This window comes from Mesorhizobium sp. M0998 (assembly GCF_040318885.1).
Taxonomy (GTDB): Bacteria; Pseudomonadota; Alphaproteobacteria; order Rhizobiales; family Rhizobiaceae; genus Mesorhizobium.
This window is the reverse complement of the sequence record NZ_JAMYND010000013.1, coordinates 141,406-167,169: the sequence shown is the minus strand read 5'-3', so window position 1 is coordinate 167,169 and position 25,764 is coordinate 141,406. Positions and strand designations below refer to the sequence as shown.

Genomic DNA, 25,764 nt, shown 5'->3' with positions numbered 1-25,764 from the left:
TCGACCTCAACCTCGTCGAGAGATAGCATGGAGCACTGTTCGCGATGTCCTCGCACACCTGTTCGCGATGTCTCCGGTCCAAACACCCCCTTGAGGGGGAGATGCCCGGCAGGGCAGAGGGGGGTGCCTCGCGCCGACATTTCCTACCAAGGCATGACACTGATCTCCGGCCAGTTCTCCCTGGCACGCGCGCCCTTCATCTCGTGCGTCTGCCGATTATCCAGTGCACGGTTCGGGGTAACGCGAAACGAGAAGATGTCGTCGAGCCCGAACGGCGCCACGAGCGCGAGTTGCCCATCGGTGCCGAATCTAACGCCGACCGCATGGGTTTTCGAAGCGAAATAGGACAGCGCCTCGGCGGACGACGACAGTCTGGGATAGGAACCGCCAAAGCGCGCCTCAAACCACAGATGCACCCGTGCCTGATTGCGAACCTCGACCGGCAGCTTCAGCCCTTCGAACTGCTTCGCCGCCCGGCGGATGACCGTGTCCTCGGCTTCATAGGACAGATCGCTCTCATCGAAATAAAACAGGTCGACATCCCGGATGCCGTACCCCGAGGGCTTTCCGGTCAGATGATTCCAGACGCTGTTGTAAAGCGCGCCGGAGACGACCAGCCAGTCCGGCAGGCCTAGCACCCGTACCCGCGACAGCGTCTCACTGACCAGCGGATCGGCCGAGACGATATCGAGAAGGCTGCACGCTGTTCCTCGAAGGGCAGCCCTGAATAGCGCAAATGGTCCATCGCCCTTTGGACGGCGATTCGCCACCTGCCGGCAACCCCTCTAGGTCCTCAGCGCGCCATCCATTGTGCAATTATCGGAAAGGGCGTCGTGACGCCCATTTCTGCAGGCTAGTTTCCCTCCCGCCCAAGGCTCATTGTTCGGTCGGTCTCGGACCAGAAGACTGGCTCCTCGATTGACGGCCATTCTTCGCCGTACACAAAGCCCTCGATCGCCTCTAGCTTTCCTTCAATCTCATCGAAGAACAGCACCATGCCGCAAAGAAGCTGGTCAGGTCCAACGCACGCTACCCGAAGCGAACTGAACACTCGACTCTCAAAGCGCAATTCCGGGGGAACCGATGAGGGAGTGACTCTGGTCATGAATCCTACAGGATCGCGGCTGCGTTCTTTGACTTTCAGCGCACGCATCATGTCAGGAGAAACGCCGGCGGAACGGCAGAACTCCTTGACGAAAAACACTTCCAGCGGGGTCAGGTGCATTTAGCTCAGCGGCAGAACGGACAGCGTTTCATTGGCGCTTGTACATCACGTCCGTTCGGATGACGTACTTGCGCCCCGACAGCACCTCGTCGCCGCGATGCTCGATCGGATGGTAGAATGCCAGAGCCATTCCTTTCTTCGGCTTCACCAGAAGACTGCTACCGGCATAGCCCGGCATCTCGCCACGAAACGAGGTTCCTCCCCCTTCAAATCCATCTGATAGATAAATCATGAACGTGAACTGACTGCGCTCCAAGGCGTGGCGCTCGAAATAGCCGTCATGATGCCAATCGAACTTCTGGCCCGGCCCATAGCGATAGAAACGGAAACGCTCATTCAGCCCGGTCAAGCGCCAGTCGCCGAGACCACGATAGAGCAGAGGCCGCGCCCGCGCAAAAAGCAGGTCGGCAAGATCCTCGTCATCAAAAACGACGCGGTCGTTGTTGCGGAGTTCCGTCATCACGCTCGCGCCGCCGGCGCTGTTTACCTTGGCTGCCTCAAAACCACGCCGTTCGCTGTCGGCGATCAGATCGGCGCATTCCTGGTCGTCCAGGAACCCATTGACAGTCCCGATATGCGTTGCCAGCCAGTTGATGGAGAGCTTGTGGTCCATCAGAGCATCCCCTTACGTCCGCAGCACGCCGCCGGTCTGCTTGCCGACATTATCGACGATGCGCTTGGCCAGCGCCTCGAAATCCTCGTCGGTCAGCGTCTTTTCGACCGGCTGGATCGACACTTCGATGGCGATCGATTTCTTCGCCGCGCCGAGCGCTGCACCCTCGAAAACATCGAACACCGAGACGCCGGAAATCAGCTTTCGATCGGCGGCAAGGGCGGCGCGAACGAGTGTGCCGGCTTCGACCGCCTTGTCGACGACGAAGGCGAAATCGCGCTTGACCGCCTGGAAGGCGGACAGATCCAGTCTCGGCTTTGTTCGCGTCGGCTTGGCCTTCGGCTCGGGCACGGTATCGATGAACACTTCGAAGCCGCAAAGCGGGCCGGAGACGTCAAGCCCCTCCAGCGTCTTCGGGTGGAACTCGCCAAACGTGCCAAGGATTACCTTCGGCCCAAGCTTGATCGTGCCGGAGCGGCCGGGATGATACCAGGCCGGGCCGCCGGCCTCGATCTGCAGCCGCTCGACCGGCGCGCCGCAGGCTTCGAGTGCTGCGATCGCATCGGCCTTGGCATCGAAGACGCCGACGGCGCCGGCATTGCCGGCCCAATGGCGGCCGGAGCCTTCGAGCCTGGCGGTGCCGCGCCGCACACCGGCGGCAACACGCCGCTGCTGGTCGGCGCCGTCGCCTTCATAGGTGCCCGAAACTTCGAACAGCGCGACATCGCCGATGCCCTTGTCGGCATTGCGTTGCGCTGCCGCGATCAGCCCCGGCAGCAGCGACGGCCGCATGTCCGACATATCGGCGGCGATCGGGTTGGCAAGCTTCAGCGCCTGCTGGCCGCCGCCGAACAATTCGGCGTGTTTTGCCGGAATGAACGACCAGGTGACGGCCTCCATCATGCCGCGCACGGCAAGTGCCCGCTTGGCGGCGCGGGTGCGGATCTGCAGCACAGTCAGGATCCTGGCGTTGACCGCATCGTGCGAACCGAGCGGCTGCGGCGCGATGTTGTCGACGCCGTGGATGCGCATGACCTCCTCGACCAGGTCGGCCTTGCCGTCGACATCCGGCCGCCAGGACGGGACCGCCACATTGACGACATCGCCCGTGCCCTCCGGCCTGAAGCCGAGGCGGGCAAGAATGTCGAGGCTTGTCGAGCGCGGCACTTCGATGCCGGTCAGCCGCTTCACTTCCGACAATGGGAACGAGACGATCTTCGGCTGATGGCCGGCATAGCCGACGACTTCGGTTTGCGCCGGCGTACCGCCGCAGAAATCGAGCACCAGCTTCGTTGCCAGCTCCAGGCCGGGAACCATCATTTCCGGGTCGACGCCGCGCTCAAACCGATAGCGCGCGTCGGTGATGATGCCGAGCGTGCGGCCGGTGCGGGCAGTCGCGATCGGATCCCAAAGCGCCGACTCGATCAGCACGTCGGTGGTGTTCTCGTTGCAGCCGGAATGCTCGCCGCCCATGATGCCGGCAATCGATTCGATGCCGTCCTGGTCGGCGATGACGCACATCTCCGGCGTCAGCGTGTATTCGCGGCCGTCGAGCGCCAGCACCTTTTCGCCATCACGCGCCCGGCGCACGGCGAGATTGCCGGTGACCTTCGCAGCGTCGAAGACATGCAGCGGCCGACCGCGGTCGAAGGTGACGTAATTGGTGATATCGACGAGCGCGCTGATCGGCCTCAAGCCGATGGCGAGAAGCCTTTGCTGCAGCCATTTCGGCGACGGTCCGTTCTTGACGCCGCGCACCAGGCGCAGCGCAAAGCCGGGACAGAGCTCCGGCGCTTCGATCGTCACCTTGACCGGCGTCTCGCCCGTGCCGGGGATCGGCTCTATCGGCGCGCTCTTCAGCGTGCCGAGCCCGCTCGCCGCCAGATCGCGGGCGATGCCATGGACACTGGTCGCATCCGGCCGGTTCGGCGTCAGATTGATCTCGATCAGCGGGTCGTCGAGATGGGCATAGGCGGCGAAGCTGGTACCGACCGGCGCATCGGCCGGAAGGTCGATGATGCCGTCATGCTCCTCGGACAATTCGAGCTCGCGCTCGGAGCACATCATGCCATGGCTTTCAACGCCGCGGATCTTGCCGACGGTCAGCGTCACGTCGATGCCGGGAATATAGGTGCCCGGTGCTGCAAAGGCGCCGATCAGGCCCGCGCGGGCGTTCGGCGCTCCACACACGACCTGCACCGGCGGCTTGCCGTCGCCGGTGTCGACGGTCAGCACGCGAAGCCGGTCGGCGTCGGGATGCTGGACCGCCGTCACCACCTTGGCGATGACGAAGGGAGCCAGGCTCGCCCGGTCGTCGACATGCTCGACCTCGAGGCCGATCGAGGTGAGACGCTCGACGATTTCCGCCAGCGAGGCGTCTGTCTCGAGATGATCCTTGAGCCAGGAGAGGGTGAGTTTCATGAATGTGTTCCGTCTGGTCTGGGCACGTTGCACTTGAAGCTATGCGGCCGCGCGTCGGACATGTGCAGGAAGGCAAGCTGCCCGCGGATTTGCTGCGGCCCAGTCGTCACGCGCTCAAGCCCCCGAACAGCGTCGGCATGTCAAGCGGCCTAAAACCGTAATGCGACAGCCAGCGCACATCGGCGTCGAAGAAGGCGCGCAGATCCGGCATGCCGTATTTCAGCATGGCGATACGGTCGATGCCCATGCCCCAGGCGAAGCCCTGGTATTCGTCAGGATCGAGGCCACCGTAACGGAGCACATTGGGGTGCACCATGCCGCAGCCGAGAATCTCCATCCAGTCGGAGCCTTCGCCGAAGCGCACCTCGCCGGGCCGCGAACGGTCGCACTGGATGTCTACCTCGAGGCTGGGCTCGGTAAACGGGAAGAAAGACGGCCGGAAGCGCATCTTGACGCTCGGCACCTCGAAGAAGGCCTTGCAGAACTCCTCCAGCACCCATTTCATATTGGCGACGTTGGCCGATTTGTCGATCACCAGCCCCTCGACCTGATGGAACATCGGCGAGTGGGTGGCATCGGAATCCTGCCGGTAGGTCTTGCCAGGGATGACGATGCGGATCGGCGGCTTCTGCATCTCCATGGTGCGGATCTGCACCGGCGAGGTGTGGGTGCGCAAAAGCTTGCGCTCCCCCTGCTCGTCCGGCTGGAAGAAGAACGTGTCGTGCATCTCGCGCGCCGGGTGGCCTTCCGGGAAGTTCAGCGAGGTGAAATTGTAATAGTCGGTCTCGATGTCCGGACCTTCGGCGATGGCAAAGCCGAGATCGCCGAAAATCGCCGCGATCTCGTCGATAACCTGGCTGATCGGATGGATGCGGCCGCGCTCGGCCGGCGATTGCCTGACCGGCAAGCTGACGTCGACCTTCTCTGCGGCAAGCCGTGCTGTGATCGCCACATCTTTCAGCTCGGCGCGGCGCGCCGAAAGTGCCTCGGTGACGCGGTTCTTGAGGCCGTTGATTGCCGGGCCTTTGACCTGTCGCTCCTCGGCGCTCATCGAGCCGAGTGTCTTCAGCATCTCGGAAACCGAGCCCTTCTTGCCAAGGGCAGAGACACGCACCGCCTCGATCGCCTGCTCGTCGGCGGCCGAGGCGATCTCGGCCATCAGGGAATTTTCGAGAGTTTCCATGTCACTCATGTTCCAGATCCGATTGGAAGCAAAGAAAAACCCGCGCCAGCCCTGCCAGCGCGGGTTTCCCAAATCAAGTATCGAATAGCTTGGGAAGCGCTGGTCTTAAGCGACAGCGCTTTCAAAAGCATTCGGCGTGGTATTCTTCAGGTATTCGAGCGCGACCTTGGCCTTGGCCACGAGTGCGGCGAAGGCCTGCGGCTCGTGGATGGCCATGTCCGACAGGATCTTGCGATCGATCTCGATTCCGGCCTTGTTGAGACCGTCGATGAAACGGCCATAGGTCAGGCCATGCTCATGCGTCGCCGCATTGATGCGCTGGATCCACAGCGCGCGGAACGAGCGCTTGCGGTTCTTGCGGTCGCGATAGGCGTACTGCAGCGACTTTTCCACCGCCTGCTTGGCGATGCGGATGGTGTTCTTGCGACGGCCGTAAAAACCCTTGGCGGCTTTCAGGACCTTCTTGTGCTTGGCGTGCGAGGTGACGCCTCTCTTTACGCGTGCCATGTCATGATCTCCTTAACGCTGTCCAGACCGAATGCTCAGAGGCCGTTCGGCAGAAAATTCTTGATGACCTTCTTGCCATCCGGTTCAGCCAGAACCATCGTGCCGCGGGCATTTCGAATGAACTTGTTGGACCGCTTGATCATGCCGTGACGCTTGCCGGCTGCAGCCGACAGAACTTTACCCGTACCTGTGATCTTGAACCGCTTCTTGGCGGCCGATTTGGTCTTCATCTTGGGCATTTTGCTACTCCGTTTATATGCGCACCAATGCGCTTGTTTGTTCGCTTCAGGCCGACCAAAGCCCGAAAAGCAAATGAAACCGCCACGGCATGCCCTGCCGGGCGGTTTTTTGGGAACGGCGGTCCTATACGTCAAAGCGGGGGCGCGCGCAACACCCCGTGCCCAGCAACACTGTACTCAGCAACACCGTACTCAGGGGAAACGGAACAGCACCGGCAATATGCCGGACTGCTGGGCGCCGTCGATCAGTTCGAAAGCCGGCAAGGCAACCAGGAAGACCAGACCGTCGAGCAGCGTGGTTCGCAGCAGGCGCGGCTTGAAGCCGCCGGTGTCGCCTTCCTGATACAGCGACAGTTTCGGGAAGAAGCGCGGCACTTTCAACAGGTAGGCCTGGTATGGCGCGCCAAGAACCTGCCTGAGGAATTTCTCCTCGCGCAGGATAACGATGTAAAATGCACCCGCGCAGAGCGCTCCAAAGCCGATCGTGGCGGTGATGGAGCCGATCTGTGCGCCGACACCGGCGGCAGCTAAAGTAGAGAAGACATAGAGCGGGTTGCGGGTGATCGAATAGGGTCCGCCGGTCACCACTTCGGAGGATTTGCGTCCACCAATATAGAGCGTCGACCACAAGCGTCCGACAACGCCGAGAAAGATCAGCAGGACGCCGACCATTTCGATCGTTTCATGCACAGGCGTATCGGGCGGAAAAACCGACTGCCCGAACAAAAGCATCGCGAAAAGGACGACGACGACGACGGCAAGCACCATCCTGCGCGTGTGCTGGTAGCTGCCCAGCCCATATTTGGCTTCCGAATGCTTGACGTCATTGACCATGTCGGGAATCCGATCGTCGAGGGAACCAGAGCGTCTTTGCTCTCGCCGGCGATCGCAGCGTCTGGCCAAGAACAGGCGCCCCGCCGATCGCCGGGACGCCTTGCAACATGATTCAGGCGGATTTAATGCACGTCGCCCAAAAGTGCGCTGCGGTTTTGCGACAACGACATGCACAAACAGAACTAAAGCGCAACGCGCTTTAGCGGGGCGCCAGCACCATCATCATCTGGCGGCCTTCGAGCTTCGGTTCGGCTTCGACCTTGGCGATGGGCGCCACTTCCTCGCGAACCTTGTTCAGAAGCTGCATGCCGAGTTCCATATGCGCCATCTCGCGACCGCGGAAGCGCAATGTCAGCTTGACCTTGTCGCCTTCCTCGAAAAAGCGCCGGACGGCCTTCATCTTGGTCTCGTAGTCGTGGCTGTCGATGTTCGGGCGCATCTTGATCTCCTTGATCTCGATGACCTTCTGGTTCTTGCGCGCCTCGGCCGCCTTCTTCTGGTTGGCGTATTTCAGCTTGCCGAGATCGAGGATCTTTACGACGGGCGGCACTGCATTGGGCGATATCTCGACCAGATCGAGCCCAGCCTCTTCGGCGAGCAGCAATGCGTCGTTGATGGAGACATCGCCGCGGTTCTGGCCTTCGGCGTCGATTAGCTGGACCCGGGGAACCCGGATGTCACGGTTGGAGCGCGGGCCTTCCTTGGTGGGCGCCGCTGCTTTGAAAGGTCTGCGAATGGTCGTGGTCTCCTTGAGCCGTTTCGTTAAGGGGTTCTTCAGTTCAGAATTGCGAACGCGCAATGTGGTGAGCGCGCGGTCGGAGTCAATAGCACAGCATTCTCAGGAAATCACCTGCTCGATGGAATGCTCCTCTGCACCAAGCGAAGAAAGTGGCGGAGCACTTTTCGTTGAATGCCTTGCTGTGCCAAAAGACCGGCGTGAGGGAATACACCATGACCACCACCCCGATCTTTCTGGACGTCGACGGGACGAGCATCGCCGTCAGGCATGCGACAGGTGCCGAGCCCGGCATCGTCTGGCTCGGCGGCTACAAATCGGACATGCTGGGCACCAAGGCCGAAACGTTGTCGGAATGGGCGCGCAAAGAAGGTCGCGCCTTTCTGCGCCACGATTATTCCGGCCACGGCGAATCGGGTGGCGCCTTTGCCGACGGCACCATCTCGAAATGGCTGGGCGAGAGCCTGGCGGTTTTCCGCCGCTTCACCCAGGGCAGGCAGATCCTGGTCGGCTCCTCGATGGGCGCCTGGATCGCGCTGCGCATGGTGCAGGAATTGCGCAAGGCGGGCGAAAACAGCATCGCAGGTCTTGTGCTGCTGGCCCCGGCGCCCGATTTCACATTCGAACTGGTGGAGCCGGTGCTGACCGGGGCGCAGAAGCGCAACCTCAGGAAAAAGGGCTTTTTCGAAGAGCCGTCGGACTATTTCGCCGAACCGTACATCTACACGCGCGCACTGATCGAGGACGGCCGCAACAACCGGGTGATGACCGGGCCGATCGACACGCACTGTCCGGTCCACATCCTGCAAGGCCTGGCCGATCCCGACGTGCCGTCGAGCCATGCGCTGAAGCTGGTCAGCCTGCTGCCGGCCGACGACGTCACGCTGTCGCTCATCCCCGACGGCGACCACCGCCTGTCGCGGCCGCAGGATCTCGACATGCTGGTGCGGGCGGTGGACGCTATGGTGCGGCAGGCGGGATAGAGACATGCGCATTTCCATTCCGGTGTCCGCCTTCGTGGCGGCGATCGTCGGCTTCGGCGGTACGCTGGCCATCGTCATTGCCGCCGCCAAGGCGGTCGGCGCAACGCAGGTCGAGACCGCAAGCTGGGTGACGGCGCTTTGCCTGGCGATGGCGATCGAGAGCCTGTGGCTGTCCTGGCGTACGAAAATGCCGGTCATCACCGCCTGGTCGACGCCAGGCTTGGCGCTGATCGCCGCGTCGACCGGCTTTTCGATGGGTGAGGCGGTTGGTGCCTTCGTCGTCACCGCGGTCCTGCTGATCACCACCGGCCTGTTCGGGCCCTTGACCAAGCTGATCGCCAGAATACCGGCGTCCGTCGCGTCCGGAATGCTGGCCGGCATCGTCGTCACCTTCGCCATCAATGCGGTGAAAACCGTTCCCGTCGACCCCTGGCTGATCCTGCCGCTGGTTGCGGCGTTCTTCGTCATCCGCCTGTTCAACCCGGCCCTCTCGGTGCTGCTGGTGCTGATCGGCGGCGGTCTCGCCGCCTTCCTTACCGGCCGGGTCGGCGGTCTGCCGGCACCGGAACTCTCGAGCTTGACGCTGGTGATGCCGCAGTTCACCGCCACTGCGATCATCGGCCTCGCCTTGCCGCTCTATCTCGTCACCATGGCCTCGCAGAACCTGTCCGGCCTCGCCGTGCTGAGGGCAGCCGGCTATCATCCCGAACCAGGGCCGCTGATCGGCGTCACCGGCCTGTTTTCGCTGCTGACGGCGCCGCTCGGCGCCTCGACCACCAATCTGGCGGCAATCTCGGCGGCGATCTGCACCGGGCCCGACGTGCATCCCGATCCGGCCGAGCGCTGGAAGACCGGGCCGTTCTATGCGTTGGCCTATCTCGTCTTTGCCCTGTTCGGCGCCTCGCTGGTGGCGATCTTCGCCGTATTGCCGCAGAGCCTGATCGCGCTGGTCGCCGGCCTGGCGCTGATGGCGCCGCTCGCCAATGCACTGTCGATCGCCTTGAAAGACGAGGACGAGCGGATGGCCGCCACCGTCACCTTCGCCGTCACCGCATCGGGGCTGACGCTGTTCGGCGTCGGTGCGGCGTTCTGGGGCCTGATCGCCGGATTGGTCGTGCTTTTCGTTGAAATGCTCAAAAAGCGATAATCATTTCAGCCGCTTGTCCGGTTTTGGCGGCTGCTGTCTTGAATCGCCGTTTTCTTCATCCCATTTCGATTCCACGCAGCCGGATTTGGCTGTCTCCAACTGAAGGATTGGAAGAAATGAACACATCTGCATTGATCCGTCCGGCCTGGACGCCGGCGACCATCGCGTTGATGGTGATCGGGTTCATGGTGTTCTGGCCGCTCGGCTTAGCCATGCTCGCCTACATCATCTGGGGCGATCGGCTCGAGGGCTTCAAGCGCGACGTCAACCGCGCCACCGACGGCATCTTCGCCGGTTGCCGCCGCGGTTCCGACAGGGCCGCGCGCTGGGGCCATGGCTCTGCACGCACCGGCAACGTCGCTTTCGACGACTGGCGCGAAAAGGAACTCGAGCGGCTTGCCGAGGAACGCCGCAAGCTCGACGAGATGCTGAGCGAGTTCGATGAATATGCCCGTGAATTGCGCCGCGCCAAGGACCAGGAAGAGTTCGATCGCTTCATGGCCAACCGCAACAAGTCGACGTCGCCCACGACGGGTGGGTCAACTGGCTCGACGACGAACAACAAACGCGGCGGCAACTCCACGCCAGGCCTGCTCGACGAGTAAGGTCCCGTGCCCAGATAGATAATCCAACGGCGTCGCGTCAGCGGCGCCGTTTCTTTTTTGTTCTAGTCGTTTCCCTCGAATCACGTATCGTCCCGGAATGTCCTTCGGCTTCTTCCGCACCCCGACGAAACCCAAGCCCACGCCCGTCGTGGAGCGCGAGCATTGCGTTGCCGGCCGCACGCTGCCGCTCAAGATCGTCGAGAACGACCGGGCGCGGCGCCTGACGCTGCGCATCGATTCCGGCGGCCGCGGTTTGCGCATCACCGTGCCGCCGGGGCTGCGCCGCGGCGAGGTGGAAAAATTCCTCGACCGCCATCAGGACTGGCTGGAGCAAAGGCTGGCCAAGGTACCCAACCGGCCGCAGGTGCGGCCCGGCATCAAGGTACCGGTGCGCGGTGTGCCGCATCGCATCGTCCATGAACCGTCGAAACGCGGAACCGTCACGCTGTCGCGCGACGAGCGCGGACCGCTGATGATCGTGCATGGCGAGCGTGTGCATCTGCCGCGCCGCATCGCCGATTTCCTGAAGCGCGAAGCCAAGCGCGAGATCGAGGCGCTGGTGACGAAGCACAGCGCGGCGATTGGCAAGCGAGCCAAGGCGATCCGCTTCAAGGACACGTCGAGCCGCTGGGGATCCTGCACGTCGGACGGCAATCTGTCGTTTTCCTGGCGCATCATGATGGCGCCGCGGCCGGTGATAAACTACCTCGTCGCGCATGAGGTGGCGCATCTCAAGGAGATGAACCACGGCCCGAAATTCTGGAAACTATGCGAGCAGCTTTGCCCGGATACCGAGCGCTGCAAGGACTGGCTCAAGCGCAATGGCGGCGCGCTGCAGGCGATCGCGTTCGAGTAGGATGCTTGTAGGGGCACGAAATGGAAACTGTAGCGATCCTTCGCGCCGGCCTCAATAGATTCTGCACTGCCGATCAATCGTCATTGGCCGCGTTCAACTCCTCCGGCCGCAACCCCTCATCGACATGGCGCGGCCAGGGCAGGAAATCCTTCTCGAAGGTCTCGTTGCTGAAATAAGCCAGCGCCCGGTGCGCCTCGGCGCCGTTGAAGGCTGCCTTGTCCATCAAATGAGCGATGACCTCATGGGCCTGCGCCAGCTTTTGCCTGAGTTCCGCGACGGTCTTTTCCGGCATGATCTTTGTTCTCCCGCCTCTGTGCCTGAGCAAGTAGCGTTGCGCTTATATTAGCAAGGTAGCGCGTTCCGCTCTTACATCAGCAAGGTAGCGCGTTCCGCGCTGGCGGCAAACAGGATGCTTTTTCTCGACTCTTTGGCCGTTTCGTGCCAATCCCGCGCCATGGCGCTGGACATCAAGATATGCGGGTTGAAGACCGACAAGGCACTGGCTGCGGCATTGGCCGGCGGCGCCAGCCATGTCGGCTTCATTTTCTTTGCCAAAAGCCCGCGCTATGTCGAGCCGGCGGAAGCCGGCCGCCTGCGCGAAGCGGCGCGCGGCAAGGCCAAGGCGGTTGCCGTGACGGTCGACGCCAGCGATGCGTTCCTGGATGAGATCGTCGAAAAGATGCAGCCCGACATGCTGCAGCTTCACGGCGCCGAGCCTCCCGAGCGGGTGGCCGAGGTGAAGGCCCGCTACGGCTTGCCGGTGATGAAGGCGCTGCCGGTCAGCGAGGCCGCCGATCTCGGGCAAGTCAAGCCCTTCATCGGCATTGCCGACCGCTTCCTGTTCGATGCCAAGCCGCCTAAGGGTTCGGAATTGCCGGGCGGCAACGGTCTTGCCTTCGACTGGCGCATTCTGGCTGGCCTTGACGCCGGCGTCGATTACATGCTTTCCGGAGGGCTCAATGCCGGCAATATCGGCGACGCCTTTCGGCTGGCGAACCCGCCCGGAATAGATGTTTCCTCGGGCGTGGAGAGCGCGCCGGGCGTCAAGGAACCGGCGCTGATCGAACAATTTTTCCGCGCCGTCGGGGCAGCACGCGACAACCGCGCCGCCTGACCACGCTTCAAACCACAGACCAGGAGATCGGCGATGGACAAGCCGGCGATACCGAATTCCTTCCGCACCGGCCCCGACGAGCAGGGCATGTTCGGCATTTTTGGCGGTCGTTTCGTTGCCGAAACGCTGATGCCGCTGATCCTCGAGCTGGAGCGGCACTGGAACGAGGTCAAGAACGACCCGGATTTCAAGGCCGAACTGACCGATCTCTCGACGCATTACGCCGGGCGGCCGTCGAAGCTCTATTTCGCCGAAGGCCTGACCAGGCATCTTCGTGAGGTGTCCTCGGCGAAGGGCCTCGGCGGCGGCGCAAAGGTCTATTTCAAGCGCGAGGACCTGAACCACACCGGCTCGCACAAGATCAACAACTGCCTCGGCCAGATCCTGCTCGCCAAGCGCATGGGCAAGACGCGGATCATCGCAGAGACCGGCGCCGGCCAGCATGGCGTCGCTTCCGCTACGGTGGCGGCGCGCTTCGGGCTTCCTTGTATCGTCTATATGGGCGCGACCGATGTCGCCCGGCAAAGCCCCAACGTCTTTCGCATGAAGCTTCTGGGCGCCGAGGTGCGGCCGGTGACGGCCGGCCACGGCACGCTGAAGGATGCCATGAACGAGGCCCTGCGCGACTGGGTGACCAATGTCGAGGATACCTATTACCTGATCGGCACCGCCGCCGGCCCGCATCCCTATCCGGAGCTGGTGCGCGACTTCCAGTCGGTGATCGGCACCGAGGCGCGCGCCCAGATCCTCGAGCAGGAAGGCCGGCTGCCGGACACCATCATCGCTTGTGTCGGCGGCGGTTCCAACGCTATCGGCCTGTTCCATCCCTTCCTCGATGACAGGCAGGTCCGCATCATCGGCGTCGAAGCCGGCGGCCGCGGGCTCGACGGCATCGAGCATTGCGCCTCGATGAGTGCCGGCGCGCCCGGCGTGCTGCATGGCAACCGTACCTACCTCCTGCAGAACGCCGACGGCCAGATCATGGACGGCCACTCGATCTCGGCCGGCCTCGACTATCCCGGCGTTGGGCCGGAGCACTCATGGCTGCGCGATTCCGGCCGCGTCGACTATGTGCCGATCCTCGACGACGAGGCGCTGGAGGCGTTCCAGCTGACGACACGCGTCGAGGGCATCATTCCGGCGCTGGAATCGGCCCATGCCATCGCACAGGCGGTGAAGATCGTGCCTGATATGGACAAGGACCAGATCGTCATCGTCAACCTGTCGGGCCGCGGCGACAAGGACGTGCATACGGTGGCCAATATGTTGGGCATGGAGATCTGATCATGGCCACCCGTATCGACCGCCGCATGGCAAAGCTGAAGGCCGAGGGGCGACCGGCACTCGTCACCTATTTCATGGGCGGCGATCCGGACTACGACACGTCCCTGTCGATCATGAAGGCGCTGCCCGGCGCCGGCAGCGACATCATCGAGTTAGGCATGCCGTTTTCCGATCCGATGGCCGACGGCCCGGCGATCCAGGCGGCCGGCCTGCGGGCGCTGAAGGGCGGCCAGACCTTGGTCAAGACGCTGAAGATGGCCTCGGAATTCCGCGCCGGCGACAGTGAAACGCCGATCGTCTTGATGGGCTATTACAATCCGATCTACATCTACGGCGTCGAGCGCTTCCTGAGCGATGCGCTGGCCAGCGGTATAGACGGGCTGATCGTCGTCGACCTGCCGCCTGAGATGGACGAGGAACTTTGTATCCCGGCACTCAAGGCCGGCATCAATTTCATCCGGCTGGCGACGCCGACCACCGACGACAAGCGCCTGCCCAAGGTGCTGCAGAACACCTCCGGCTTCGTCTATTATGTGTCGATGACCGGTATCACCGGTTCGGCGCTGGCCGACACCGGCAAGGTGGCGGCAGCGGTTAAGCGCATCAAGAGCCATACCGACCTGCCGGTCTGCGTCGGCTTCGGCGTCAAGACCGCAGAGCAGGCGCGCACCATCGGCGCGTCGGCCGACGGCGTCGTTGTCGGCACCGCGATTGTCAATGCCGTCGCCAACGTGCTCGGGCCGAAGGGCGAAAAGACCGCCGATCCGGCCGAGGCCGTCGCCACGCTGGTCAGCGGGCTTTCGCAAGGGGTTCGCGCGGCTCGCCTTGCTGCGGCCGAATAATCTTGATCTTCTGGTTGGCCATGATCTCCAGCGAAAACCGGTTTCCACTTTTCGGGATCATGGTCTAACTCTTCGTAAGGACAGGAGCCGAAGCGATGAACTGGATCACCAATTACGTCCGCCCGAAGATCAATTCGATGCTCGGCCGCCGCACCGACATGCCGGAAAACCTGTGGATCAAGGATCCCGAGACCGGCGAAATGGTGTTCCATAAGGATCTGGAGCAGAACCAGTTCGTCATCCCGTCCTCCGGCCACCATATGAAGATATCGGCTAAGGAACGGCTGAAATTCTTCCTCGACGACGGCAAATACGAAACGCTGGAAAACCCCAAGGTCGTTCAGGATCCGCTCAAGTTCCGCGACGAGAAGCGCTACGTAGACCGGCTTAGGGATGCCAAGGCCAAGACCGGCATGGAAGACGCCATCATCAATGCGCTGGGCACGGTCGAGGGCGTGCCGGTGGTGGTGACGGTGCAGGATTTTGCCTTCATGGGCGGCTCGCTCGGCATGGCGGCAGGTGACGCCATCGTGCATGGTTTCGAGGTCGCCTTGCAGCGCAAGCGGCCGCTGATCCTGTTTGCGGCCTCCGGCGGCGCCCGTATGCAGGAAGGCATCCTGTCGCTGATGCAGTTGCCACGGACCACGGTCGGCGTCGACAGGCTGAAGGAGGCCGGCCTGCCCTACATCGTCGTCCTGACCAACCCGACGACGGGCGGCGTCACCGCCTCCTATGCCATGCTGGGCGACGTGCATATTGCCGAGCCCGGCGCCCTGATCGGCTTTGCCGGACCGCGCGTCATCGAGCAGACCATCCGCGAAAAGCTGCCCGACGGCTTCCAGCGCGCCGAATATCTGATGGAACACGGCATGGTCGACATGGTGGTGTCGCGGCTGGAGATGCGCCAGACGGTTGCGCGGCTGCTGAGAATGCTGCTCAAGCTGCCGGAAGAGCAAAACCCGCGGGAGCCGGAAATCCTGCCGCCGGTGGCGATACCGGCCGAAGCCCGGCCGCAAGCCTGACGCGACATCACGCGGCGCGAGCGGCTGTTGTGTGCCGTTGTGCGCGCGCGTAGGATTCCTTCATGACCACGCTTGCCGCCGACCGCGAAATCGAAAGCCTGATGGCGCTTCACCCGAAGGGCTTCGACCTTTCGCTCGACCGCATTTCGCGCCTGCTCGAGCGGCTCGGCAATCCGCAGGACCAGCTGCCGCCGGTCATCCACATCGCCGGCACCAACGGCAAGGGCTCCTGTGCTGCTTTTTCACGGGCGCTGCTCGAAGCCGCCGGCTACCGCGTCCACGTCCACACCTCGCCACATCTGGTGAACTGGCACGAGCGCTACCGGCTGGCCGCAGATGGCGGCGGCAGGCTGGTGGACGACAAGGTCTTCGCCGAAGCCATCGCCCGCGTCGCCAAAGCCAATCAAGGCCAGAAGATCACCGTCTTCGAAATCCTCACCGCCGTCACCTTCCTGCTGTTTTCCGAACATCCGGCCGATGCCGTCATCCTCGAGGTTGGCCTTGGCGGCCGCTTCGACGCCACCAATGTCATCGCCGAGCCGGCCGTGTCGGTGATCATGCCGGTGTCGCTCGACCACGAAGCCTATCTCGGCGACCGCGTCGAGCTGATCGCCGCCGAAAAGGCCGGCATCATCAAGCGCGGATGCCCGGTCGTCATCGGCGCGCAGGAAAGTGAGACGGCCCAGCAGGTGCTCATCGAAACCGCCGAGCGGCTCGACTGCCCCGCCTTCGTCTATGGCCAGGATTTCCTTGCCTATGAGGAAAACGGCCGCATGGTCTATCAGGACGAAGACGGATTGATGGACCTGCCGCCGCCGCGCCTGCCGGGGCGCCATCAATTCGCCAATGCGGCGGCGGCGATCGCGGCGGTCAAGGCAGCGGGCTTCGAGATCAGCCACCGCGCTGCCGAGAAGGCGATGGCGAATGTTGCCTGGCCGGGCCGCATGCAAAAGCTGCCGCAAGGACGGCTGAGCGAACTGGCGCCGAAGGGCGCCGACATCTGGCTCGACGGCGGCCACAATCCCGGCGCTGGCGTGGTCGTCGCCGAGGCGCTGGCCGAGCAGGAGGAAAAGAACCCGCGTCCGCTGTTCCTGATCTCGGGCATGATCAACACCAAGGACCAGAGCGGCTATTTCCGCGCCTTCAAAGGGCTGGTCCGGCATGTCTACACCGTGCCGGTGAGCCTGAGCGACGCGGGCGTGCCGAACGACGAGCTGGCGACCCGCGCCATTGAGGCCGGCCTGTCGGCCGAACCGGTCAGTTCCGTCGCCAATGCGCTGATGCTGCTGCGCGACACATGGGACGGACCGCCGCCGCGCATCCTGATCGGCGGGTCGCTTTACCTGGCCGGCGCGGTGTTGGCCGAAAACGGCACGCCGCCGGTTTGAGGCGTGCTTCAGCCGGGCCACGGTGACGCCACACTTGTCAGACCACCGCGAGGAGCCAATCATGATCAAGGTAAAGCAGCTCGCACACGTTTGCATTTTCGCGAATGACCTGGAGATGACGCGAAGCTTCTATCGGGACGTCCTCGGCATGGACACCCAGTTCAATTTCCTGCGCGACGGGAAGATTTTTGGCTTCTACCTCAATTGCGGCAGCCGTAGCCATGTCGAGGTGTTCCAGAAAGACGGCGCCAGCTATGGCGACTTGAACCAGATCAACCACTTCTGCCTCGAAGTAGACAATATCGACGCCGCGATCGCCCATCTGAGGTCAAAGGGGGTTGATGTCACTTCCAAGAAACGCGCGTGCGATGACACCTACCAGGCTTGGATCCGCGACCCCAACGGCGTGAGGATAGAACTGTTCGAATACACTGAGAAAAGCGCACAATTCGTCGGCGGCGATCGTATCGCGGATTGGTGATCGCGCCTCGCCGGGACAATTGTAGCGGCGCAGCCGATGGTTGGTGGACTACTTCAGCTCGACCTCGATGAAGGCGAATTCGCCATCGTTTGCGCTGATGACGTCATGTTCGACGCCCTCGTTGCGGAAATACGGTGCGCCCTTCTTCATCTCGGCAAAGGATTCGCCATCCTTGGTCAGGAGCTTCACCTTGCCGTCGGTCAACGGCACGATCACATAGTCGTGGCCATGGCGGTGCCAGCCGGTGTTGTCGCCCGGGGCGAAGCGGTATTCGGTGACGATGACGCGCTCATTGTCGATGAAGACGGTGGCCTTGGCGGATCCGGTCATATCGCTTCTCCTTTGAATTCAGAAGAGAAGAATACCGGGCGGCAAGCCGCGAGTGCCAGAGCGGCCCACCAATGACGCCAGCAAAAGAAGGCCCGGCGCGAGGCCGGGCTTTTCTGCAAAATTTTGATCGGATCAGGCGAGGCTGCCGTTGATCCAGTGCGACAATGCCGTTTTCGGCGCAGCACCGACCTTCATGTCCGCGACTTCACCGCCCTTGAAAATCATCAGCGTCGGGATCGAGCGCACGCCGAACTGCGCGGCCAGCTCAGGATTCTCGTCGATGTTGAGCTTGGCGATCTTTATCTTGCTGCCGAGTTCGATGGCGATGTCCTCGAGCGCCGGAGCGATCATCTTGCACGGGCCGCACCATTCCGCCCAGAAATCGACCACGACCGGCTCCTTGGCGTTGAGCACGTCGGCCTGGAAATTGCTCTTGTCGACCTTGACGGTGGCCATGCTGAGATCCTTTCGATTTATTCGTCCCACCAAATGTGGTGGTGATCGTGTCCGTCTTCAAGCAAGTGTTGTGTCACGCTCCCGTGAGTCTAGCAAGCGCGTCGTCCATGGCCGCTGCCGGCAGCTCGATCAGCCGCGGCACCTCGGTGAACAGCAGCGCCGCCGAGACCTCGCGTCCCGGATAGAGCGGCTGAAGCAGCGCGCGATAAAGTGCGAGCTGCAGAACATAGGCTTGCGGCACTTCGGCGAGCGTAGCTGGCGCTGGCCGATTGGTCTTGTAGTCGACGATCGAAACCTTGTCCGGCGTTACTGCCAACCGGTCGATCTTGCCGGAAATCGAGCGCAGTTTGCCCCTTACCTCCAGGCTGCCCATGATGGCGACTTCGGCGCGCGAGTTTGGCGCAAACAGCGGCGCGAAGCGGCTGTCGGCAAGAATTCTGAAAACGCCAGCCAAGGCCTTGTCGTGCTCGTCGTCGGGCCATGCCGCGCCGGCTCTTGCCAGATAGCGTTCGGCGGCATCCCGGCGTTTTCCCTCGGCGATGCCGGGCAGCATCTGCAGCAATTTGTGCAGCGCCAGCCCGCGCATGACGGCAAAACCGGGCTCGGCGTCGGCATCCAGCACCGGCGAACGCGTGTCGGCCACCGCTTGCCGCGCCTCGTCGATCAGCACCGAGGCGCCGGACGGCGAGAGCGGCCGCGGCAATTCCTCGAAGGGCGGCAGAGGCCGGAACAGGGTTTCCGGCAATGGCGCAAAGCGTTCCGCCTGTCGTGCCTCATTCACTGCCGCCAGTGGCATGGGCGGCAGTTTCGTCACCTGGAAACGATGCACGGTCTCGCCAGTGGCGGGATGCCGGCGTTCTTCGCTCTCTGCGGCACCGACCAGTGCGCGGCTGACGATCGAATGCCAGGTACCGATATTCGGCGCCCGCTTGCCGTGATAGCCGCAGACGATCAGCCGATCCTCGGCGCGGGTCATGCCGACATAGAGCAGCCGGCGGTATTCGTCGTCGGCGAGCTCGCGGGCGCGGGCCGATGCGGCGCGTGAAAACCCATTTGCGACATCGCTGGCCGAACGCCAGAGATAGCCCTTGCCCTCCCAGCAGTCGCCCGAGCCTTCGAACGGCATCAATCTCGGCAGATGCTGGTCACTGAACGGCGCGGAGCCGCCATCGACAAGGAATACCACCGGCGCCTCCAGGCCTTTGGCGGCATGCACGGTCATGACGCGAACCTCGTCGCGGGTCTGGTCCATTTCGCGCTTGATCTCGGGGCCGGCGTTTTCCAACGTCGACAGGAAGGATTCCAGTCCCGGCAGGCCGGTCCGCTCCTCTGCCAGGCAGAAATTCAGGAATTCGTCGAGGACGTCGCCGGCCTCCGGCCCGAGCCGCGCGATCATCTTCTTGCGCAGGCCGTCGCGGGCGAGAGCTGCAGCATAGAATTCGAACACCGGCTTGAATGCGGCCTCGTTCGACCATGTGCCGAGCCGGCTGACGACGGCGGCCAACGCCTCGCTTTCGCCGGCATGCCGGCGCAGCGAGGCGATCAGCGAGACGCTCGATGGCCTCTCCGCAGCAAGCGCGAAAAGCTGCTCTTCCGAGACATCGAAGATCGGGCTGCGCAGCACGGCGGCCAGCGACAGATCGTCCTCGGGCTGGATTAGAAAGTGACCGAGTGCGATCAGGTCCTTCACCGCGATATGGCCAGGCAGGCTGAGCCGGTCGGCGCCGGCCACCGGGATGTCGCGGCGCTTCAACGCCCGTGTCAGCGCATGGACGAAGCGGTCGCGCTTGCGCACCAGCACCAGCACGTCGCCGGGCCGGAGTTTCTTGCCACGCCCTTCGATGACCTCGCCGCCGCCGATCCAGCCGGCAATGGTCGCTGCAACGCTTTCGGCAACGCGCACCGCCGGTGCGTGGGCGTGATCCACCGCTTGCGTCCAGTCGTCCGGTTCGTCGACGATGTCGGCGCCGAGCGAGGGCCAGACGTCGACATAGCCCGGCGCATCGTTGCGGATCGCCTTGTGGTCGAGCGGATCGGGATCGTGGCTGATGCCGCGCCGCACGTTCGGGTCAGCAAAGACACGATCCACCGCCGCAAGCACGTCGTCGGTCGAGCGAAACGACCAGGTTAGCTTGAGATCGGCGAAGGCGGCGGCGGCGGATCTGACTTTGCCGGCAAACAAAAGCCGGCTGTCGGCAAAGGAGTCCGGGGCGGCGCCCTGGAAGGAATAGATCGACTGCTTTTCGTCGCCGACAGCAAAGATGGTGCGGTGGACGGCGTCGCGTGCGCCGAGCCCGGCAAAGAACTCCTCCGCCAGCCGCTTGACCACCTCCCACTGGTTGGGACTGGTGTCCTGCGCCTCGTCGAGGAGGATGTGGTCGATGCCCTGGTCGAGCTTGTACTGCACCCATGGACCGGCGTCGGGCCGCGCCAGTAGATGGACCGTGCGGGTGATCAGGTCGTTGAAGTCGAGGAAGCCCCGGGCGCGCTTCAATTGCTCGTAGCGGGCGATCAGCCAGTCGGCGATGGTCAGCGCCGCACGCGTGCCTTCCAGCATCCTGAACAAGGCCAGCCGGTCGGAGATTTCGAGAATGGCGTCGACCGCCGCCAGATATCGTTCAGCAAGATCGGGCAACCGGTCCAGCAATGCCCTCTTAAACGTCTTTGCCGGATCGTAAGGCTCGCCGTCGGCCCTCAGGAAAGCCTTGGAGAGCAAATTCAGGCGACGTACCGGATCCTCCTCGGCAAAGGCAAGGCGGGCGTATGGCAGCAGATTGTTCAGCACGATGCGCGCATCGGCGGCCTCGGCTGCCCGTGAAAAGGTGACGAGATAATCCGGCAGGAAGCCGGGCAGCGGCCAGACCGAGGCGGCTATACCTTCGGCCGTCTGGCCGGCGCGGAAATGGAACTCCTCGAACAGCGCCTGAAAACCATCGCCGCCGGCCGCGGCGATGAACGCACGCAAACCATCGCGCTTGCGCACGATCTCGGCCAACAGTGCGTCGAGCCCATGCTCGCCGCCGCGCTCCAGCACGGTGGCGAAGGCCTCGGACAATGCCGCATCGCCTGCAACGCCGCCCGAAATCATGTCGCGGCGGGCGGCGGCAAACAGCGAAGCCTCCATTTGCGGATCGAGCATTTCGAAATGCGCAGGGATATTGGCTTCCAGCGGGAACTGATGCAGCACCGATTCGCAGAAGGCGTGGATGGTCTGGATCTTCAGCCCGCCCGGTGTTTCCAGCGCCCCGGCAAACAACCGCCGCGCCCGGCGCATGGTTTCGCGGTCGGGCTGGTGGCCGTCCAGCGCCTCTATCCGTGTCGAGAGCTCGGCATCGCCCAGGGCCGTCCATCGCGACAGCGTCGAAAACACCCGGTTCGACATGTTGGCGGCGGCGGCACGCGTATAGGTCAGGCACAGGATCTTGGACGGATCGGTGCCGCGCAGCAACAGCCGGATAACGCGCTGGGCGAGTACATGGGTCTTGCCCGATCCGGCATTGGCCGACACCCAGGCGGAATTGCGCGGGTCGGACGCGCTTGCCTGGCTCGCGGCAGTGTCGCTTGGAATGGGGTAGGCCTTTTTCATGCCTCCCCTCCCTCGTCATCGGCGTCGCCGCCGGCGGACCATTCGAGCACGCGGGCGAGATGGTCGTAGTCGCCGTCGGTCTCGCCCTCGCGGAACGGCAGCGCCCGCGACAGATAGCCGGTCGCCGGGTCGGCGTAGTGGATCAGCAGTTTTTCCAGCCGCGCCCACGCTTCTTCGGCGAGATCGGCGGCGGTTCGCGGCTTGCGGTTGTATTCGAGGATGGATTCCTCGAACACTTCGCCATTCGGCCTCAGCCGCACGAAGGCCAGTTGCGACGGCTCGCATGCGCCAAGCTCCTTGAAAGCGCCGCGCCTGAGTAGCGCGCCCTCCAGTGCCAGTTGCGGCGCGAGCAGCGTGTGTGCCTGTGCTTTGGATGGCGAGGAGCCGGTCTTGTAATCGAGGATGTCGGCCATGCCGCCGGCCAGCAGATCGATGCGATCGGCATAGCCGGACAGGGTCACACCGGATCGGCCCACACCGGTCTTTTCGGCGCGTTTCTCGGCGTGCCGCCGTGCCACGGCTGCGGCCCGGCCGCGCTCCCATTCGATGATGCCGGCGGCAAGCTTTTCGAAGCGTGGCCACCACACCGCCTCGACATCGGCCGGCAGCGCCGCCTCGGCAAAGCAGGAGCGGCCTGCGGCGATGAGCCCGTCCAGCGCCTCCGGCGCGCGCGGGTCGGCCACCCTCGCCGAGAAGAGGTGCAGAATTGCGTGAAACAGCGTGCCACGCTCGGCAGCGCCCGGATCGCGAATGACCGGATCGAGCGGCATCAGGCCGAGTATCCTTCTGGCATAGACCGCATAGGGATCGCGGCGCAGCGTTTCGATCTCGGTGACCGAGAAGTGGTGCGGCCGCGCGGCGAGCGGCGGTTTCGGCTGCGGCCGCGGCGCAAAGTCCTGCTTTTCGCCGGCATCGAGCACACGCGCCCAGGCAAGCAGTTCATCGCCGCGCCGGCGAAGTGCAGCAGCGTGGTCCTCGCCGACGAATGTAAGGATGCGCTGCAGCCAGCGCGAAGGTACCGACGGTGCATCGCCGGAGCGGCCGGAGCGAGCCAGCACCACTTTTTTGGCGCCCATGGCCATCTGGAAATCATGGGCGGCAAGGCCGATGCGCCGCTCGGGCGGTTCAAGATCGATGCCGGTCTTCATCAGCCGCGACATGAAGCGGTCGCTCTCCGGCTTGCGCGGCCACACGCCTTCGTTGAGCCCGCCGACGACCAGCGTGTCGACATCCTGAAGCCGCGCTTCCAGCACACCCCAGATGGCGATGTTCCTGTCGGTGCCCTGCGCCGGCTTGACCGTCTCGGGCGCGATCAGCGCCTCCATCACGTCAGGCCATTCGTCAGCGGCGAAGGAGAACGACACCGAGGCCGCGACCAGCTCGCGCAAGAGCTCGGCGAGCTTTTCGCCGGCATCGCCCGCATAGAGTTCGCTCGGGCTGCCGTCAGCGGCGCGGCCGAGACTTTCGAGCGCAACGACGCTGGCGCGCACAAGGGTGGCAAGATCGGCATTCTCGTCGCCGCGAAAAGCAACCAGCGGCGCCAGCGCGGCCGTTAGCCGGATCAGCAGGTCGCGCGCCTGTTCGATGCGCCTGACCGAAAGCCGCGGCCACCAGAAGGGTGGGCGGCGATTGCCGCTGCCGTCGAATTCGAGGAGCCGGGTGTCGAAGAGCTGCGGCAGCGACGCCACGTCCGGACGCCCTGTGCCACCGCGCAGCGCCACAAGTTCGACGATTTCGGCCGCATGGCGCACGCTTGCCCGCTCCAGGCCGAGGCCAAGCAGGGGATGCTTGAGCAGCGACAGCAGGGCGACGGGGTCGCCCGGGCGGAAGGCTGCCTGAAGCGCCAACCTGAGCAGGCTGGCGGCTGGTGTGTTGATCAGCGGCGTGCCGCCGGAATCGTCGGCGGCAACGCCGAAGCGCAGCAGCTCGACTGAGACGCGCCGCGCCAGAGCGCGGTCGCCGGTGACGAGTGCGGCGCGCTGGCCGGGCCGTTCGACAGCCTGTTTGAGCGCGACGGCGATCGCCACGGCTTCGTCGCGTTCGCTGGCGGCTTCGAGAAGCGTCACCTCGGCGAAGGCCTCGGCAATATCGCCGGCCCTAAAGCGGGCGCGCGTCTCGGCCCAGAGCTCGGTGGTCTCCGCCGGGCGTAGCGCTTCGCCGACAAGTGCGGCGCGCAGCGCAAGCGGTCGCGGCGCAACAGCAATCTCCTCGACATCGGCGCGCGGCACGCCGATCTTGCCGATCAACTTTGCCAGGCCGTATTGCGGGTGGCCAAGCACGGCTGGGCGCGCGCCCGGTGCGGTGATCGCGGCAAAGGACGGCTCATCCAACGCCAGGTCGAGCCCGGGCAGCACAACGGCGCCATTGGGCAGGCCGGCGATCACGGCAAGCAGCTCGGCCGTGGCGGGAATGGAGCCGGTGGAACCGGCGGCGATCACCGGTCCGGCCGGCGGATTGCGCTTCAGCCGCGCCGCCTCCAGCCTTATCAGGGCATTGCGATGCGCGGCCGGATTGGAACGATGGCGTTCCTTGAGCAGGTTCGGCCAGTTCTCCGTCACGATGGTCAGGAAGTCGAGTGTCACCTGCCACCAGCCTGCAAGATTGCCGGTTACAAGGTCGGCGAGCCTTGCCCAATCAGTGCCTTCGGTGTCGATCTCATCCATCAGGCGTGCAAGGTCGCGCGCCAGCCAGATGGCGTCGGCGGCGGAGGCCGGTATGACGATCTCCTCGTCGAACAATGCCGCGACATGTGCCGGCAGGCGGCGTTTCCACGCCCGCACCAGCGGCGCAAGCAGCAGAAGACGCTCGACCGCGGCGATCGGCGGCGCAAGGTCGATGGCGGCCGAACCTCCTGCCTCGAAGGCGGCTTCATCCTCATCGAACTCACCAAGCGGGCGGATGACCGGCAGGATCGCCGAGCGGCTTCCCGAGCGCGAGAGAGCATCGACGAAGACGCCGCGAAGCGCCCGCGCCGCACGGCGCGTCGGCACATAGATGGTGAGATCGGCCAGCGCCAGCGGATCGCCGTCATAGGCGAAGCCGGGAACCAAGCGCCCCGCAAGCAGCGCCTCGGCCAGCGTCGGCAGGAACGGCGCTCCGGGCGGGATCGAGAAAACGCGGCGGGAGCCGCTCATTTCGACTCGGGAAGAGCGCCGGGTGCCTCACCGACAGCATTGGGCGTGCCGGCAAGCGCGGCGGCGACCGCTGCTTCCGCCCGCGGGATCGCGTCAGGTGTGCCGACAGTAATCCAGTGACCCTGCATTTTCAGGCCGAACAGGCGCCCGGCGGCGATTGCCGCATCGAAATAGGCGTTGAGAGAGTGTGGACCGGCCGGCGCATCCTTGAAGATGCGCGGATGGACGATTGCGGCGCCGGCATAGATCAGGCCGGCCGGATCGTTGTTCGCACGCCGCAAGGCGCCGTCCGGCGCCATCAGGAAATCGGTGCCGCCGCTATGTCCGGTTGCCGACTGGAGATCCGCAAGCATCAGCAGAATGTCCATTGTCGCGCCCTCCCATGCAAGGGCAAGTCGCCTGAGATTGGAAACGCCGCTGTCGATCCAGAAGGTGTCGGCGTTGAGCACATAGAAGGGCGCCCCTAACCTGGGCAATGCCTTGACGATACCACCGGCGGAGTCAAGCAAGCCCCTACTCTCATCCGAGATGACGATTCTCGGCGCACTGCGGCGGGCTACATGGTCCACGATCTGTTGCGGGAGGTAATGGACGTTGACGACGGCCTTGGCGACGCCGGCTCCGGCTAGGCAGTCCAGCCCCCAGTCGAGCAATGTCTTGCCGGCGACCTTGACCAGCGGCTTCGGCATGGTGTCGGTGATCGGCCGCATGCGCTTGCCGAGCCCGGCGGCGAGCACCATGGCGGTCGTCGGCATCGGCTGCTCATCCGCCGCCTTCA

Annotated in this window: 24 protein-coding genes and 1 pseudogene; 10 read left to right on the top strand and 15 right to left on the bottom strand. The window is 63.9% G+C overall.

The features are described from left to right. Window positions 1-143: 143 nt before the first annotated feature. The 9 genes and pseudogenes from NKH59_RS15255 to infC all read right to left on the bottom strand — a co-directional run bounded on the left by NKH59_RS15255 (window position 144) and on the right by infC (window position 7,758). A pseudogene (locus NKH59_RS15255) lies at window positions 144-745 on the bottom strand (nucleotidyltransferase family protein). Window positions 746-853: 108 nt separating this feature from the next. Further along, window positions 854-1,225: a hypothetical protein gene (locus NKH59_RS15250; RefSeq protein ID WP_352919836.1), complete on the bottom strand. Its 372-nt coding sequence runs from the start codon at window positions 1,223-1,225 to the stop codon at window positions 854-856. Between the two features lie 28 nt (window positions 1,226-1,253). Continuing rightward, entirely contained in the window at window positions 1,254-1,838 is a 585-nt protein-coding gene (locus NKH59_RS15245; protein WP_352819516.1) for a prolyl hydroxylase family protein, read from the bottom strand. Between the two features lie 12 nt (window positions 1,839-1,850). Beyond that, on the bottom strand, window positions 1,851-4,259 hold the full coding sequence (gene pheT, locus NKH59_RS15240) for a phenylalanine--tRNA ligase subunit beta (RefSeq protein WP_352819518.1): 2,409 nt from the start codon (window positions 4,257-4,259) through the stop codon (window positions 1,851-1,853). Between the two features lie 106 nt (window positions 4,260-4,365). Next, window positions 4,366-5,451, bottom strand: coding sequence for a phenylalanine--tRNA ligase subunit alpha (pheS, locus tag NKH59_RS15235; protein WP_352451635.1), 1,086 nt, complete (start codon window positions 5,449-5,451; stop codon window positions 4,366-4,368). Window positions 5,452-5,547: 96 nt separating this feature from the next. After that, complete coding sequence (gene rplT / locus NKH59_RS15230; protein ID WP_006201247.1) at window positions 5,548-5,949, bottom strand: 50S ribosomal protein L20; 402 nt, start codon at window positions 5,947-5,949, stop codon at window positions 5,548-5,550. Window positions 5,950-5,984: 35 nt separating this feature from the next. Continuing rightward, the gene (gene rpmI / locus NKH59_RS15225) at window positions 5,985-6,188 is read right to left on the bottom strand and encodes a 50S ribosomal protein L35 (RefSeq protein WP_006201248.1); all 204 of its coding nucleotides are present in this window, start codon (window positions 6,186-6,188) and stop codon (window positions 5,985-5,987) included. A 192-nt stretch (window positions 6,189-6,380) separates the two neighbouring features. Next, window positions 6,381-7,022: a methyltransferase family protein gene (locus NKH59_RS15220; protein ID WP_352451636.1), complete on the bottom strand. Its 642-nt coding sequence runs from the start codon at window positions 7,020-7,022 to the stop codon at window positions 6,381-6,383. A 199-nt stretch (window positions 7,023-7,221) separates the two neighbouring features. Next, window positions 7,222-7,758 (bottom strand): translation initiation factor IF-3, encoded by a 537-nt coding sequence (gene infC, locus NKH59_RS15215; RefSeq protein WP_023677573.1) that lies wholly within the window; start codon window positions 7,756-7,758, stop codon window positions 7,222-7,224. A 215-nt stretch (window positions 7,759-7,973) separates the two neighbouring features. Between infC and NKH59_RS15210 the strand changes: the two genes are divergently transcribed. The 4 genes from NKH59_RS15210 (at window position 7,974) to NKH59_RS15195 (ending at window position 11,349) form a co-directional block, all read left to right on the top strand. After that, window positions 7,974-8,741 carry an alpha/beta hydrolase gene (locus NKH59_RS15210; RefSeq protein ID WP_353022278.1) on the top strand — a complete coding sequence of 256 codons (768 nt, stop codon included), beginning with the start codon at window positions 7,974-7,976 and terminating at the stop codon, window positions 8,739-8,741. 4 nt (window positions 8,742-8,745) lie between these two features. Further along, entirely contained in the window at window positions 8,746-9,888 is a 1,143-nt protein-coding gene (locus NKH59_RS15205) for a benzoate/H(+) symporter BenE family transporter (RefSeq protein WP_353022276.1), read from the top strand. Between the two features lie 116 nt (window positions 9,889-10,004). Continuing rightward, window positions 10,005-10,493 carry a DUF2852 domain-containing protein gene (locus NKH59_RS15200; protein WP_352451639.1) on the top strand — a complete coding sequence of 163 codons (489 nt, stop codon included), beginning with the start codon at window positions 10,005-10,007 and terminating at the stop codon, window positions 10,491-10,493. 97 nt (window positions 10,494-10,590) lie between these two features. Further along, on the top strand, window positions 10,591-11,349 hold the full coding sequence (locus NKH59_RS15195) for a M48 family metallopeptidase (protein WP_352472563.1): 759 nt from the start codon (window positions 10,591-10,593) through the stop codon (window positions 11,347-11,349). A gap of 73 nt (window positions 11,350-11,422) precedes the next feature. Here the strand turns inward: NKH59_RS15195 and NKH59_RS15190 are convergent, their stop codons facing one another. Then, complete coding sequence (locus tag NKH59_RS15190; protein ID WP_254815955.1) at window positions 11,423-11,641, bottom strand: hypothetical protein; 219 nt, start codon at window positions 11,639-11,641, stop codon at window positions 11,423-11,425. Between the two features lie 162 nt (window positions 11,642-11,803). Here NKH59_RS15190 and NKH59_RS15185 point away from each other — a divergent pair, with 162 nt between their 5' ends. The 6 genes from NKH59_RS15185 to NKH59_RS15160 all read left to right on the top strand — a co-directional run bounded on the left by NKH59_RS15185 (window position 11,804) and on the right by NKH59_RS15160 (window position 17,480). After that, window positions 11,804-12,463 (top strand): phosphoribosylanthranilate isomerase, encoded by a 660-nt coding sequence (locus NKH59_RS15185; protein WP_353022287.1) that lies wholly within the window; start codon window positions 11,804-11,806, stop codon window positions 12,461-12,463. A 33-nt stretch (window positions 12,464-12,496) separates the two neighbouring features. Then, window positions 12,497-13,747: a tryptophan synthase subunit beta gene (gene trpB, locus NKH59_RS15180; RefSeq protein ID WP_352743912.1), complete on the top strand. Its 1,251-nt coding sequence runs from the start codon at window positions 12,497-12,499 to the stop codon at window positions 13,745-13,747. A gap of 2 nt (window positions 13,748-13,749) precedes the next feature. Then, entirely contained in the window at window positions 13,750-14,589 is an 840-nt protein-coding gene (trpA, locus tag NKH59_RS15175) for a tryptophan synthase subunit alpha (protein WP_023677563.1), read from the top strand. 95 nt (window positions 14,590-14,684) lie between these two features. Beyond that, window positions 14,685-15,611, top strand: a complete 927-nt coding sequence (gene accD, locus NKH59_RS15170; protein ID WP_352451644.1) for an acetyl-CoA carboxylase, carboxyltransferase subunit beta — start codon at window positions 14,685-14,687, stop codon at window positions 15,609-15,611. Window positions 15,612-15,673: 62 nt separating this feature from the next. Beyond that, window positions 15,674-16,999 carry a bifunctional folylpolyglutamate synthase/dihydrofolate synthase gene (locus NKH59_RS15165; RefSeq protein WP_352472565.1) on the top strand — a complete coding sequence of 442 codons (1,326 nt, stop codon included), beginning with the start codon at window positions 15,674-15,676 and terminating at the stop codon, window positions 16,997-16,999. A 61-nt stretch (window positions 17,000-17,060) separates the two neighbouring features. Further along, window positions 17,061-17,480: a VOC family protein gene (locus NKH59_RS15160; RefSeq protein WP_353022274.1), complete on the top strand. Its 420-nt coding sequence runs from the start codon at window positions 17,061-17,063 to the stop codon at window positions 17,478-17,480. A gap of 48 nt (window positions 17,481-17,528) precedes the next feature. Here NKH59_RS15160 and NKH59_RS15155 read toward each other — a convergent pair whose 3' ends face one another. From NKH59_RS15155 to NKH59_RS15135, 5 genes are all read right to left on the bottom strand, one after another. Further along, window positions 17,529-17,810, bottom strand: a complete 282-nt coding sequence (locus tag NKH59_RS15155; RefSeq protein ID WP_023718287.1) for a cupin domain-containing protein — start codon at window positions 17,808-17,810, stop codon at window positions 17,529-17,531. Window positions 17,811-17,942: 132 nt separating this feature from the next. Then, the gene (trxA, locus tag NKH59_RS15150) at window positions 17,943-18,266 is read right to left on the bottom strand and encodes a thioredoxin (RefSeq protein WP_023677558.1); all 324 of its coding nucleotides are present in this window, start codon (window positions 18,264-18,266) and stop codon (window positions 17,943-17,945) included. A gap of 73 nt (window positions 18,267-18,339) precedes the next feature. Then, window positions 18,340-21,852 carry a double-strand break repair helicase AddA gene (addA, locus tag NKH59_RS15145; RefSeq protein ID WP_353022272.1) on the bottom strand — a complete coding sequence of 1,171 codons (3,513 nt, stop codon included), beginning with the start codon at window positions 21,850-21,852 and terminating at the stop codon, window positions 18,340-18,342. After that, window positions 21,849-24,986: a double-strand break repair protein AddB gene (gene addB / locus NKH59_RS15140; RefSeq protein WP_353022271.1), complete on the bottom strand. Its 3,138-nt coding sequence runs from the start codon at window positions 24,984-24,986 to the stop codon at window positions 21,849-21,851. Before addB ends, addA begins: the two co-directional genes overlap by 4 nt. Continuing rightward, on the bottom strand, window positions 24,983-25,726 hold the full coding sequence (locus NKH59_RS15135; RefSeq protein ID WP_353022285.1) for a nucleotidyltransferase family protein: 744 nt from the start codon (window positions 25,724-25,726) through the stop codon (window positions 24,983-24,985). Before NKH59_RS15135 ends, addB begins: the two co-directional genes overlap by 4 nt. Between the last annotated feature and the right edge of the window lie 38 nt (window positions 25,727-25,764).

Coding starts and splice junctions, on each gene's coding strand:
- NKH59_RS15220 (WP_352451636.1), bottom strand. CDS start 7,022: ATGGTCAATGACGTCAAGCATTCGGAAGCCAAATATGGGCTGGGCAGC.
- NKH59_RS15205 (WP_353022276.1), top strand. CDS start 8,746: ATGCGCATTTCCATTCCGGTGTCCGCCTTCGTGGCGGCGATCGTCGGC.
- NKH59_RS15160 (WP_353022274.1), top strand. CDS start 17,061: ATGATCAAGGTAAAGCAGCTCGCACACGTTTGCATTTTCGCGAATGAC.
- NKH59_RS15185 (WP_353022287.1), top strand. CDS start 11,804: ATGGCGCTGGACATCAAGATATGCGGGTTGAAGACCGACAAGGCACTG.
- NKH59_RS15155 (WP_023718287.1), bottom strand. CDS start 17,810: ATGACCGGATCCGCCAAGGCCACCGTCTTCATCGACAATGAGCGCGTC.
- accD (WP_352451644.1), top strand. CDS start 14,685: ATGAACTGGATCACCAATTACGTCCGCCCGAAGATCAATTCGATGCTC.
- rpmI (WP_006201248.1), bottom strand. CDS start 6,188: ATGCCCAAGATGAAGACCAAATCGGCCGCCAAGAAGCGGTTCAAGATC.
- pheT (WP_352819518.1), bottom strand. CDS start 4,259: ATGAAACTCACCCTCTCCTGGCTCAAGGATCATCTCGAGACAGACGCC.
- NKH59_RS15200 (WP_352451639.1), top strand. CDS start 10,005: ATGAACACATCTGCATTGATCCGTCCGGCCTGGACGCCGGCGACCATC.
- addB (WP_353022271.1), bottom strand. CDS start 24,986: ATGAGCGGCTCCCGCCGCGTTTTCTCGATCCCGCCCGGAGCGCCGTTC.
- addA (WP_353022272.1), bottom strand. CDS start 21,852: ATGAAAAAGGCCTACCCCATTCCAAGCGACACTGCCGCGAGCCAGGCA.
- NKH59_RS15250 (WP_352919836.1), bottom strand. CDS start 1,225: ATGCACCTGACCCCGCTGGAAGTGTTTTTCGTCAAGGAGTTCTGCCGT.
- rplT (WP_006201247.1), bottom strand. CDS start 5,949: ATGGCACGCGTAAAGAGAGGCGTCACCTCGCACGCCAAGCACAAGAAG.
- NKH59_RS15245 (WP_352819516.1), bottom strand. CDS start 1,838: ATGGACCACAAGCTCTCCATCAACTGGCTGGCAACGCATATCGGGACT.
- NKH59_RS15210 (WP_353022278.1), top strand. CDS start 7,974: ATGACCACCACCCCGATCTTTCTGGACGTCGACGGGACGAGCATCGCC.
- trpA (WP_023677563.1), top strand. CDS start 13,750: ATGGCCACCCGTATCGACCGCCGCATGGCAAAGCTGAAGGCCGAGGGG.
- trpB (WP_352743912.1), top strand. CDS start 12,497: ATGGACAAGCCGGCGATACCGAATTCCTTCCGCACCGGCCCCGACGAG.
- NKH59_RS15195 (WP_352472563.1), top strand. CDS start 10,591: ATGTCCTTCGGCTTCTTCCGCACCCCGACGAAACCCAAGCCCACGCCC.
- pheS (WP_352451635.1), bottom strand. CDS start 5,451: ATGAGTGACATGGAAACTCTCGAAAATTCCCTGATGGCCGAGATCGCC.
- trxA (WP_023677558.1), bottom strand. CDS start 18,266: ATGGCCACCGTCAAGGTCGACAAGAGCAATTTCCAGGCCGACGTGCTC.
- NKH59_RS15165 (WP_352472565.1), top strand. CDS start 15,674: ATGACCACGCTTGCCGCCGACCGCGAAATCGAAAGCCTGATGGCGCTT.
- NKH59_RS15190 (WP_254815955.1), bottom strand. CDS start 11,641: ATGCCGGAAAAGACCGTCGCGGAACTCAGGCAAAAGCTGGCGCAGGCC.
- NKH59_RS15135 (WP_353022285.1), bottom strand. CDS start 25,726: ATGGTGCTCGCCGCCGGGCTCGGCAAGCGCATGCGGCCGATCACCGAC.